Origin of the sequence: Sunxiuqinia rutila (assembly GCF_050589705.1) — a bacterium.
In the GTDB taxonomy this organism is placed as follows: domain Bacteria; phylum Bacteroidota; class Bacteroidia; order Bacteroidales; family Prolixibacteraceae; genus Sunxiuqinia; species Sunxiuqinia rutila.
The window spans coordinates 80,348-92,439 of the sequence record NZ_JBNGOT010000001.1; the positions used below are offsets into that span (position 1 = coordinate 80,348).

Consider the following 12,092-nt stretch of genomic DNA (forward strand, 5'->3'; position numbering starts at 1 on the left):
GCCTCGGAGAAAAGGATGAGTTCGATTCTCAGGCAACATTTACTCCCAATATTCTTCATGCGAATGGCAGGTACTATTACAGAATTTACTTTCGAAGAAGTTACTGGAATTGGTTACGAAGCCGGCGTAACGCGCCGCGATCCCAGCGATGTAATAAAAGTAGATCGCTATTACTATGTCTACTATACGAAAATACCTGATGCTGAGCCAAAATATTGGGGAGCCGGATATTGGGGAGCAAGCGTTTGGTGCGCAAGGTCGGAAGATGGTTATAGATGGGAAGAAGTTGGAGAAGTGCTTGGCCTCGGAGAAAAGGATGAGTTCGATTCTCAGGCAACATTTACTCCCAATATTCTTCATGCGAATGGCAGGTACTATTTATACTATACAGGCGTAAAACCTACTCCGGGAAACGAAAAAGGGGAGTTTGAAAATAATTCAACGACCGATATTACTGCTATCGGTGTGGCCGTATCCGATTCGCCCGAAGGACCTTTTACAAGAGTTTCTGAAGAACCTATTTTAAAGGTGAGTGTGGAGCCCGAGAAGTTTGACAGCTACCGGGTTGATGACGCTGTTTTGCTCTATCGGAACGGATTATATTGGCTGTATTACAAAGGCCGGGCCAGGGCACACGACACTGCTGGCCCTGCGCACACCCAAACCGGAGTTGCATTTTCAAAATATCCGGTAGGTCCGTTCACTAAAATGGATGAGCCTATTTTACCCTTAAGCCATGAAGTGATGTTGTGGCAACAGGGTACAGGAGTGGCAATGATTGCTTCTCTGAGTAATACTTTTGAATACGCTCTGGATGGAATCGATTTCATGAGTAACAAGTTGGGGGTAAAAGTAGAAAATCGTCCACTTGCCCCTGGGGTATTCAGGCAAGATTTAACTGATCCAAAGGTTAGGGGAGAAGGTCTTAAATGGGGGATATCCATGGTGCACAACAAACATGAATGCTATCTGACGCGATTCGAGTTAACTTCGAGATAGAAATCAAATACTCCAGTCCCTTGAGGACGAAAGAAGCAAACTAATCAATAATGATAAGAAAATGAGGAAGAAGTTACAATTACTGCTTTTGTTAATACTAGCTGTTCAGGGATATGCAATAGCTCAGAATGATGTGAATTTACCGATTCCCACAGAAGCCCAGCTAACTTGGCAGAATGCGGAGTTGGTTGCGGTGTTTCATTACGACCTGCATGTGTTTGATGGTGAGAAATATAATCAGCATAAAAACAGAATAACACCGGTTGAGGACATTAATATTTTCAATCCCCAAAATTTAGATACCGACCAATGGGTAAAAGCGGCGAAAGATGCAGGCTGTAAAATAGCCATCTTAACGGCTACCCACGAAACCGGATTCGCCCTTTATCAAAGCGATGTAAATCCTTATTGCCTGAAGGCTGTAAAATGGCGCGATGGGAAGGGCGATATTGTAAAAGACTTTGTGGAATCGTGCCGGAAATATGGGGTTAAGCCAGGTATTTATATCGGTATTCGCTGGAATTCGTTCTACGGGGTTTATGATTTTATGGTGAATGGTGAGGGAAAATTTGCAGAGAACCGGCAAAAATATTACAACAAAGTCTGCGAAGGTATGGTCGATGAACTAATGTCACGTTATGGAGATTTGGCTATTGTTTGGTTCGATGGCGGTGCACATGGTCCGGAGAAAGGTGGCCCCGATGTATTGGGTATTTTTGAGAAGTACCAATCGAACTGCATTTTTTACCACAATACCCAACGGGCCGATATCCGTTGGGGAGGCAGCGAAAGTGGCACCGTTCCCTATCCTAGTTGGGGAACGTACCCGTTTCCATATTCACACGCAACAAATCAAGAAGTAGTTCTTAAAAATAATTTCCAGTTATTGAAAGAAGGAGATCCGGATGGTAAGTATTATATGCCAGCTATGAGCGATGCTCCTTTAAGGGGATATAATGGTCGGCATGAGTGGTTCTGGGAGCCAGGTGATGAAGCACATATCTATCCGCTTGAGAAATTAGTGAATATGTATTACAACTCAGTAGGACATAATACCTCACTTATTCTTGGGCTCACTCCTGATCCGAATGGATTGATGCCTGATCCGGACGTTAAAAGGCTGAAGGAATTTGGAGATGAAATAAGACGAAGGTTTTCAAATCCAGTTGCAGAAACTTCAGGAAGTGGAGAAAAAATATCACTTAAACTCCCTGGAAAGCAAAAAATCAATGAGGTCGTTTTAATGGAAGATATTAGCCATGGTGAACGAGTAAGAAAATTTGTTCTCGAAGGCAAAACAAGCAACGGTTGGCATACAATTGTTGAAGGGTCGTGCATTGGACATAAGTTTATCCATCGTTTTGATGATCTGGAAGTTTCGTCGGTGCGGCTAACTGTATCGGAATCGAAAGGAGAACCTCAAATCCTAAACGTTCAGGTTTTTAACGTAAATTAAAACTCAATTATGTGGAGGATTTATAAAAAATGAGAACAAATAGGGAGCTGATTATATTGCTTGCCTTGTTGTTAAACACTTCCAGTTTAATTGGAAAAGCACAGCGAAAAAATGATAAGCCAAACATCGTATTCATTCTTGTTGATGATTTGGGATGGGCCGATTTAGGATACAATGGTAGCCTTTATCATGAAACGCCCAATATCGATAAACTTGCATCGGAGGGAATGGTATTTACTGATGCTTATGCTGCTTGTCCGGTTTGTTCGCCATCGAGGGCTGCCATTATGAGCGGGAAATATCCGGCTCGATTAAACCTGACCGACTATATCCCCGGAAACCGGCATTGGGGGCCACACAAGGATCAGAAGCTGGCTTCGTATCCCTTTAAACTTCAACTCGATTTGGAAGAGTACACCATTGCTGAAGCGTTAAAAAGTGCCGGGTATAAAACAATGTTTGCCGGGAAATGGCATGCCGGAGAGGAAGAAAAATATTATCCGCAGTTTCAGGGATTTGATATTAATATCGGTGGAAACAAAACAGGTCATCCCGCCGGAGGATATTTCTCACCCTATAAGAATCCTCAATTAACTGATGGATATGAAGGAGAATACCTTACCGACAGGCTTGCCGATGAGCTTATCAACTTCATGAAGCAGAACAAAGAAAATCCTTTTTTTGCCTATCTCTCTTTTTATACGGTGCATTTGCCCATGCAAGGAAAACCGGAGAAAGTGAAAAAATATCAGGATAAACTGGCTTCGATGAACTATTCTGGAGAAGCGTTTTCCAAAGAAGGAAAAACGTGGTATAAAAATTATCAGAATAGGCCACATTACGCGGCCATGGTTGAAAGAATGGACGAAAATGTAGGGCGTGTCCTTCAGTCGCTTAAAGAAATGGGAATCGATAAAAATACAATTGTCGTTTTTACTTCCGATAATGGAGGAATGTCCACCAGCAATCAGACCGGCAATATTCCAACCTCCAATTGGCCATTGCGGGCAGGAAAAGGATATTTATACGAAGGCGGGATACGCGAACCATTAATCATTAGCTGGCCTGGAAAAGTGAAAGCCGGCAGTGTGTGCAGCACCCCGGTAACCGGAACAGATTATTATCCTACCTTGCTTGATTTGGCCGGTCTGGATTTACTTCCCGCTCAACACCAGGATGGAATCAGTTTAAAACCACTTCTGGAAGAGAAAATAATGGAAGAGCGGCCCGTTTTTTGGCACTATCCGCATTACAGTGGAGGGCTGGGAGGTCGGCCATCAGGTGCTGTTAGGCTGGGAGGCTATAAATTGATCGAATTTTATGAAGACATGCATGTTGAGTTGTATGATGTAAAAAACGATATCAGTGAAGAAAACGATTTGTCGGAGAAATACCCGGACAAAACAAAGGAACTAAAAGCACTACTGTATTCCTGGAGAACAGAAGTAAACGCGCAAATGCCGTTTGAGAATCCTCACTATCAGAAATAGATCAAACTCAGATAAATACAATGAAGCAACTAACTGTAAACTTACTGCTGATAATTTTAATGGCCGGTATGTCATCCTGCCATCAGAATGAGCTGACCGTAAATCCTGAAATTAGTGACCTTACATTTAATGACCTTGCCACAACCTGGGATGAAGGAATGCCCTTGGGCAATGCAACTGTTGGAGCACTGGTTTGGCAAAAAGATTCGTCGCTGCGGATTTCGCTCGATCGGGTTGACTTATGGGATCTTCGTCCGACTGAAAATATTTGGGGCGAGAATTTTAAATTCGAATGGGTATACAATCAGGTGATGAAGAACGATTATAAACCGGTACAGGAAATGTTTGATATTCCGTATGATCGTGATCCCGCACCTTCTAAAATTCCCGGGGCGGGCATGGAGTTCAATCTTGCAGGAATGGGTGAGGTGGAAAACATCCGGTTGTATTTAAAAAATGCCTTGTGTCAGGTGAAATGGAAAAATGGGGCATCGATGAAAACCTTTGTACATGCCACCCGGCCTGTGGGATGGTTTGTTGTTGAAAATGCCAACGAATCTTTTCTTCCGGTATTAGTTCCGCCGGTATATAGTAGTGGAGAGCTTACAAAAGGTGGAGACCCTGTTTCGGGCTTATCATTAACGCGTCTGGGCTATCAGCAAGGGGAAGTGAAGCAGGAGGCCAATAAAATTGTTTATCACCAAAAAGGGTGGGGCGATTTTTATTACGATGTGGCCATTAAGTGGGAAAAGAAAGGGGCTGATCTCATTGGTGTATGGTCGGTAACTTCTTCGTTGGTTGAAGACAAGGCGAGTGAGTTAGTCGATAATATGCTGGGCGAAGGAATTGAAAAACACTATGGAGAGCATATGGAGTGGTGGAATGCTTACTGGGCCAAATCATCGGTAAGCCTGCCCGACAGTGTACTGCAAAAACAGTATGACAACGAGATGTATAAATTTGGGTCGGCAACACGCGAAGACTCGTATCCTATTTCCTTACAGTCGGTGTGGACTGCCGACAATGGCAAAATGCCGCCATGGAAAGGTGATTACCACCACGATTTAAATACACAATTAAGTGCCTGGCCCACTTATGCCGGGAATCGCCTGGAAGAAGGATATGGTTATTTGCATACCCTTTGGGACCAGCGGGAAGTAAATAAAAAGTACACCAAAACGTTCTATGGAACCAATGGATTGAATGTGCCTGGAGTTGCCACACTAACCGGGCAACCGATGGGAGGCTGGATTCAATACTCTTTTTCACCTACTGTTTCGGCCTGGTTGGCACAACATTTTTACCTGCACTGGAAATATTCAGCCGATCAGGAATTTTTAAAAGAACGGGGATATCCGTATGTGAAAGATGTAGCTGTTCATTTGGAAGAATTATCAGAGGTAAAAGATGGCAAGCGCGTGTTGCCTTTATGTTCAAGCCCTGAGATTTTCAATAACAGTTTGCAGGCCTGGTTTCATACTTATACCAACTACGACCTGGCAATGGTAAATTTTGCTTTTATGGCGGCTGCAGAAATGGCTGATGCTTTGGGACTGAAGCAGGAAGCTGATCATTGGCAATCGTTGCGGAGCGAATTGCCTTCTTATGAGTTGGATCCGGAGGGAGGACTGGCTTTTGCCAAAGGCTTTAACTACGAAAGTTCTCATCGTCATTTTTCACATTTAATGGCCTTTCATCCTTTTGGTATGATCGATTGGAGCAATGGCGAAGAGGATCAAAAAATTATCCAGGCAACCATTGATCAGTTGCTCGAAGTAGGCCCCGGGGCCTGGTGTGGCTATTCGTATAGCTGGCTGGGCAACCTTCAGGCAAGAGCTTTTAACGGAGAAGGTGCTGCCTCGGCATTGCGCGACTTTGCCAATTGCTTTTGCTTGCGAAATACTTTTCATGCAAACGGCGATCAGACCAAGTCCGGGAAATCAGGATTTACCTACCGCCCATTTACGCTCGAAGGAAACTTTGCCTTTGCTTCGGGGATTCACGAAATGCTGATACAAAGTCATACCGACGTTGTTCGTGTGTTTCCGGCAATACCAGCCAATTGGGATCATGTTTCGTTTGATAAATTGAGAGCCGTTGGCGCCTTTTTGGTATCAGCCGAACGGAAAAATGGGGAAACGGTATCGGTGGAAATTGTGTCAGAAAAAGGAGGCGAAATGAGATTACAAAATCCGTTTTCTTCTGAAAATGTAAAAGCGGGAACCAATCTTGTAACAGTAGAGAATGGATTAATTACGCTTTCGTTGAAGGCAGGCGAAAAAATAAGTTTGACCGAATAATTCAGCTTGGTATTACAATTCCGATGTACTAATTTTTGTGTCGGAATTGTTTTCTGCTGATGAGAATTTGTAACAGTAATTGATTGATATGACGAAGAAAAAGTACTTTTCAATTTTGACCACCCTGGTTTGCGCTCTTTTATTGTTTCCAACTGTTGGAGAAGGAGGGAGTACAGAAAAGAACGAAATAAAAGTGGCTTGCATTGGTGATAGTATTACGTATGGTGCCCGCCTCGATAACCGTGACAAAGATTCCTATCCTGCCCAATTGCAATTGTTGTTAGGACACCGATACCAGGTATTAAATTTTGGAGTTGGCAGTTGTACATTGATTCGAAAAGGTAACCCAACGGTCTGGAACCAGCTTTCTAGTATAAAAGAGGCCAATCCGGACATCATAATTATTAGCTTGGGAACGAACGACACTTGTGGATTTGGCACCTGTGGTGACCGTAAATGCTGGGAATACAAAGATGAGTATGAAGAAGATTACCGCGATTTGATTGATACATTAAGAACTTTACCTTCGAATCCCAAAATCTGGATATGTGCACCTTCGCCAATGGTATTGGAAACCCCCGGATTAAGTCCTGATCGTGTTGAGGGCTTAACAATCCGGAAGCCACGCTTGCAGGAATTAATTACCTATATTAAAAAGGTGGCAAAGGACAAGGATACGGGCTTTATCGACCTGAATACACCGCTAGATCATAACCCGGAATTGTTCATGGAAAAGGACGGTGTTCATCCAAATCAGGCTGGTTATAAGGCTATAGCTGAATTGGTTTACCAGAGAATAAAATAACAACTCAATGCAATGAACTTATCCCAATGAAACGTATTAAAAATATTGGACTTTTGCTGATTCTGGCCTTGTTTGCCTTAGTTTCGAATGCGCAGAAAAAAATCGACCTTTTTATCTGGGCAGGTCAATCCAATGCTCAGGGATGGATGGGAGATGCTGCTCAATATCCGTCGGATGTCGAAAGCCTGGATGAGTCGATAAAACTGAACTGGACATTTTTTAATAATGAAAGTTCGGAAGGTGAGTGGGTAAAGATGCAGCCACAAAAAGGCAGGTTTGCTGACGGACATTTTGGGCCTGAAGTGAGTTGTGCCAGGGAGTTTAAAAAAGCAGGCTATAATCCCGCGATATTTAAATATACAAAAGGGGCTACTGGTTTGGCCCGCGATTGGAAAGCACCGGGTGAAGGAGGAATTTACGATAGTATGGTTAAAGACTTAAAACCGGCCATTCAGCAATTAAAGGATCTTGGATATAAAGTAAACATTCGCGGTTTCATTTGGATTCAGGGAGAATCAGATGCTGGAGATGAACGAGCAGCAAGAGACTATTATCGTAACCTGAAGGAGCTGATTCATGATTTACGAAACACAGTGCTGCATACTCCCGAACTGAAAGTAATCCTGGGAGTGGATGAACAGCACCGTTTTGTGCAAAATCGTCCGATTGTTGTTGAGGCACAAAAAAAGCTTGCTCAGCTGGATGAAAATATCATTTATACCACCATGTATGGCCTTTCCAAAGCCGATGCTACCCATTTAACACCAGCAGGATTGGTTGAGCATGGCAAACGAATTTTTGAGGCTTACAAAGTCCTGGATGGTCCTATTCACAATGAAGCTTCTGAAAAATCGATGGCTGCTCATTGGCAATACATCGGCATTGCTGTCGAAGAACCTGGCTATACCACTTGGGGAACTTCTCCGATTATGGATGAGGATGGAAAAGTCCATTTATTTGTGGCCCGTTGGCCAGGCAATAAAGTGGAGCCTGGGTGGCGTACCTGTGGCGAAATCGCCCATTATGTTGGTGATGCTCCTGAAGGGCCATTTCGTTTCTCTGATTTGGCCTTAACTCCAACCACAGAGGATACCTGGGATCATGTTTCGGTACACAATCCGGCCATACACAAGGTGGGCGAGCAGTATGTTTTGTTGTATATTGGCAATAACAATGGCAAACAGCCCCCGCATCCGGCGAATCAGCATATCGGAATGGCTGTTTCCAAAAGTCTGTATGGTCCTTGGACAAAAGTTGGTAAGGATGGAAAGATTCTGTCTCCACCCGATAATCCAAACTACTGGAATTATCAGGCGACCAATGGCGTGAATAATCCTGCTTTTTTACAACATCCCGATGGTGGCTTTTTCCTGTACTTCAAATCGCAGGGAGGGAAGATGGGGCTTGCCATTGCCGAAAAGTTGGAAGGACCTTACGTTCAGTTACCTTTTCCGGTAACGCAAAACAATCAGGCGGTGGAAGATGGTTATGCCTTTTTGCTCGATGGTCAGTTTTGTTTGCTTACGACCGACAATCACGGCCTAATTGAAAAGGGAGGTGGAATCCTTTGGAAGTCAGAAGATGGCATTCATTTCACAGACAAAGAACAGGGATTTTTTCCGGTAGAAAAATATTTGGGAAAAGAGAAGTTGAAACATGCGACAAATCATTATTTTGGAAATATCATTAAGTTCGAACGTCCTCAGGTTTTAATGATTGATGGTAAGCCTGCTTATTTATATGTACCTTCAGGCTTCCATTTTTTTGGAGGCGAAAGTCCGGCTAGTTATATCATGAAGTATGTCGAATAGAATTTAATACCCAAATAACCAGGCGATGAAAAAATATTTTCTACTACTATTTATCCTTTTTGAAAGCTGGGTGGGATCAGCAAAAACAGAAGGCGAACGGCCGAACATCATTTTCTTTTTGGTGGACGATATGGGCTGGCAGGAAACCTCAGTGCCTTTTTGGACCGAAAAGACCAAGCTGAATGAGCGTTACCATACACCTGCCATGGAAACCCTTGCCGAAAAGGGGATGAAGTTTACGCAGGCTTATGCTTGTCCTTTGTGTTCGCCTGCACGGGTTAGCCTGATGACCGGAATGAACGCCGCGCGTCATGGCGTAACCAACTGGACCTTGCGAAAGGACAAATCACCCGACCGGAAGCACGAGATTGTGGGTGTTCCGGACTGGAATTGGAATGGCTTAAGCCCGGTTGTTGGTCCGGATAAGGTGTATGTTGCCAAAACCCTGCCCATGTTCTTGCATGAGGTGGGTTATAAGAACATCCATGTAGGAAAAGCCCATTGGGGAGCGCAGGAAACACCGGGCGAGGACCCGCTTAAGCTGGGTTTCGATGTCAATATTGGCGGGCATGCTGCCGGTGGTCCCGGCTCGTACTCGGGGCTGACTAACTTTAGCGCAGCCTGGCGTAATGGTGGTCATATTTGGGATGTGCCCGGTCTGGAAAAGTACCACGGACAGGATATTAACCTTACCGAAGCCCTGACCCGGGAAGCGATGGATGAAATGGAAAAGTCAGTGAAAGAGGGGAGTCCGTTTTACTTGTACCTGTCGCATTATGCCATTCATGCTCCCTGGGAAAAGGATAAACGCTTTTTTCAGAAATACAAAGAGCAGGGGCTGACGGATTTCGAGGCCATTTATGCTTCCATGATTGAAAGCATGGACAAGTCGCTGGGTGATATTATGGCGAAAGTGAATGAGTTGGGCATCGAGCAAAATACCATCATTATCTTCATGTCCGACAATGGATCGCCTTCTCAGTGTCCACAGAATGAGCCGCTGCGGGGGCATAAAGTGAGTCCTTACGAAGGAGGAATTCGCGATCCCATGTTGGTTTACTGGAATGGGGTTACCAAAGCCGGCAGTGTTTGTAATGAGCCTTTGATTATTGAAGATTTCTTCCCTTCTATTTTAGAAATGGCCGGGCTTCCTAAGCGGATGGAGAACAAGCATATTGATGGAAGAAGCTTTGTCCCCTTGCTGAAGCAGAAGAAGGTAAACCTGTCGAAACGGGAATTTGTCTGGCATTTTCCGCATAACTACGATTTTGAGCCTTACAGTGTGATCCGTAAGGGAGATTGGAAACTGATTTATTGGTACATCGACGGGAAGTCCGAGCTGTATAATATTCCGAATGATATTGGCGAACAGGAGGATTTGGCGGCTGAGAATCCTTCCATTGTTGCCAAGTTGAAAAAACGACTGGGGAACTATTTGTATTCGGTTGGAGCAACTGCTCCGGTTGATAAGCGAACCAATGCTGTTTTCCCTTTTCCCGGCTCTGTGAAGCAGAAATGAGTCGTAAGTAGCTATTCGATAAAAGCTTTCTTTCTGGCCTTTTTTTCCCTTCTTCCGACTCTGTGAGGGCTTTTTGCTTTAAGGGTAGGATCATCATCTTCCATAAGATAGCCATTATCTTATGGAAGATGATGGCTATCTTATGGGGTAGCGTCTTGATCTTCTGTCAGAGAATGATCCTCTGATGGAAGATAGCCTCCATCGGGCGGGGTAGAATGATTCTCTGATGGAAGATGGTCTTTATCTTATGGAAGAGAGAGGCTATCTTTTGGGGTAGCATCATGATCTTGTGTAAGATTATTCTCATCTTCTAAAAGATGGCCGCTGTCGGGCAGGGGAGAATCATTCTCTGACGCAAGATGACTGCTCTCTTCGAAGTCTCCATCAATCCGTCAATCTGAGCATCCGATAACAGACAATAGACATTAGATTTTAGACAAGAGACAAGGCTAAAGGAGAAAGGAAGAAGGTTAAAGTAAGCAGGCAGCAGCCAGAAGAAAGCCGGAAACGCATGACCCCCAAAACCTGAAAGGCTTTGATCAATTCAACCCGGGGCACAGCGAGCGCACCCCCGGGAAAGCAAGATATTTAGGCAAAAGGCAGTAGGTAGAAGGAGAACTCATGTACTTATACACCCATGAACGTTATAAAAATCCGCCAATCTGAGCATCCGATAACAGACAATAGACATTAGACAAGAGAAGCTAGAAGGCAGTAGGGAGAAGAAGGCACGAACGGAAAACTGATAACGGACAACCGACAACTGCGATGCTCTCGGCCTTCTGTGTACTCATGACTATCGTTTAATCACCATGCATCCGTTATCCTGGGGCTTGGCCAACACGGCATCCGTTTAGCCCAAATAAAAAGAGGCTGTCCAAAATGAAATGGACAGCCTCTTTAAGTTTATTTTAATTGATTGGAGCGTTTAAAGTCCCCAGTCAATAATCAGTCTATTCTGAAAAACGTGCTTTCAGGTATTCGCGGTTCAAGCGAGAGATGTGTGAGATCGAAATGCTTTTGGGGCACTCTACTTCACAAGCTCCGGTGTTGGTACAACCTCCAAAGCCCAGTTCATCCATTGTGCTGATCATGGCTTTGGCACGACGTTTGGCTTCAATTTTTCCTTGTGGCAACAAAGCCAGCTGGCTCACTTTGGCCGATACAAAAAGCATAGCCGATGAGTTTTTACAAGCCGCAACACAAGCACCACAACCAATACAAGCCGCAGCATCCATCGCTTCTTCAGCAGCCGGACGGGCAATTGGAATGGCGTTGGCATCAGGAACACCTCCGGTATTGACGGATACGTAACCACCGGCACTGATGATCTTGTCAAAAGCCGTACGGTCTACAATCAAGTCTTTGATAACCGGGAAAGCTGCAGCGCGCCAAGGCTCGATGGTAATGGTCTCACCATCTTTAAACTTACGCATGTGCAACTGACATGTTGTAATTTCCTGATCCGGTCCGTGCGGACGTCCATTGATGTACAGTGAACACATTCCGCAGATTCCTTCACGGCAATCGTGGTCAAAGGCAATGGGTTCTTTGTTTTCGTTGACCAACTGCTCGTTCAAAATATCCATCATTTCGAGGAATGAGCTGTCAGTTGAAATATTTGATACCTGGTAGGTTTCGAAGCGGCCTTTCTCTTTGGGACCGTTCTGACGCCAAACCTTAAGCGTGAGATTTATTGTTTTTTCCATGAT

The 12,092-nt window shown here is 44.3% G+C and carries 8 protein-coding genes; 7 read left to right on the top strand and 1 reads right to left on the bottom strand.

Annotation, left to right across the window (positions count from 1 at the left end):
- The 7 genes from ACRD6K_RS00360 to ACRD6K_RS00390 form a co-directional block, all read left to right on the top strand.
- Nucleotides 1-999 (top strand): family 43 glycosylhydrolase (locus ACRD6K_RS00360; RefSeq protein WP_430971626.1); only part of this gene is annotated, 999 nt, incomplete at its 5' end.
- A 61-nt stretch (nucleotides 1,000-1,060) separates the two neighbouring features.
- Complete coding sequence (locus tag ACRD6K_RS00365; protein WP_430971627.1) at nucleotides 1,061-2,455, top strand: alpha-L-fucosidase; 1,395 nt, start codon at nucleotides 1,061-1,063, stop codon at nucleotides 2,453-2,455.
- Between the two features lie 29 nt (nucleotides 2,456-2,484).
- Nucleotides 2,485-3,945 carry a sulfatase gene (locus ACRD6K_RS00370; RefSeq protein ID WP_430971628.1) on the top strand — a complete coding sequence of 487 codons (1,461 nt, stop codon included), beginning with the start codon at nucleotides 2,485-2,487 and terminating at the stop codon, nucleotides 3,943-3,945.
- Between the two features lie 20 nt (nucleotides 3,946-3,965).
- Entirely contained in the window at nucleotides 3,966-6,245 is a 2,280-nt protein-coding gene (locus tag ACRD6K_RS00375; RefSeq protein ID WP_430971629.1) for a glycosyl hydrolase family 95 catalytic domain-containing protein, read from the top strand.
- Between the two features lie 88 nt (nucleotides 6,246-6,333).
- Nucleotides 6,334-7,050 (top strand): DUF459 domain-containing protein, encoded by a 717-nt coding sequence (locus ACRD6K_RS00380; RefSeq protein ID WP_430971630.1) that lies wholly within the window; start codon nucleotides 6,334-6,336, stop codon nucleotides 7,048-7,050.
- 26 nt (nucleotides 7,051-7,076) lie between these two features.
- The gene (locus ACRD6K_RS00385) at nucleotides 7,077-8,861 is read left to right on the top strand and encodes a sialate O-acetylesterase (RefSeq protein ID WP_430971631.1); all 1,785 of its coding nucleotides are present in this window, start codon (nucleotides 7,077-7,079) and stop codon (nucleotides 8,859-8,861) included.
- A gap of 25 nt (nucleotides 8,862-8,886) precedes the next feature.
- Nucleotides 8,887-10,380: a sulfatase gene (locus ACRD6K_RS00390; protein WP_430971632.1), complete on the top strand. Its 1,494-nt coding sequence runs from the start codon at nucleotides 8,887-8,889 to the stop codon at nucleotides 10,378-10,380.
- A 953-nt stretch (nucleotides 10,381-11,333) separates the two neighbouring features.
- Here ACRD6K_RS00390 and ACRD6K_RS00395 read toward each other — a convergent pair.
- Nucleotides 11,334-12,089: a succinate dehydrogenase/fumarate reductase iron-sulfur subunit gene (locus ACRD6K_RS00395; RefSeq protein ID WP_299581647.1), complete on the bottom strand. Its 756-nt coding sequence runs from the start codon at nucleotides 12,087-12,089 to the stop codon at nucleotides 11,334-11,336.
- Between the last annotated feature and the right edge of the window lie 3 nt (nucleotides 12,090-12,092).

Bases quoted from the DNA above. Each gene is read 5' to 3' on its own strand.
- ACRD6K_RS00365 (WP_430971627.1), top strand. From the start codon at position 1,061: ATGAGGAAGAAGTTACAATTACTGCTTTTGTTAATACTAGCTGTTCAG.
- ACRD6K_RS00370 (WP_430971628.1), top strand. From the start codon at position 2,485: ATGAGAACAAATAGGGAGCTGATTATATTGCTTGCCTTGTTGTTAAAC.
- ACRD6K_RS00375 (WP_430971629.1), top strand. From the start codon at position 3,966: ATGAAGCAACTAACTGTAAACTTACTGCTGATAATTTTAATGGCCGGT.
- ACRD6K_RS00380 (WP_430971630.1), top strand. From the start codon at position 6,334: ATGACGAAGAAAAAGTACTTTTCAATTTTGACCACCCTGGTTTGCGCT.
- ACRD6K_RS00385 (WP_430971631.1), top strand. From the start codon at position 7,077: ATGAAACGTATTAAAAATATTGGACTTTTGCTGATTCTGGCCTTGTTT.
- ACRD6K_RS00390 (WP_430971632.1), top strand. From the start codon at position 8,887: ATGAAAAAATATTTTCTACTACTATTTATCCTTTTTGAAAGCTGGGTG.
- ACRD6K_RS00395 (WP_299581647.1), bottom strand. From the start codon at position 12,089: ATGGAAAAAACAATAAATCTCACGCTTAAGGTTTGGCGTCAGAACGGT.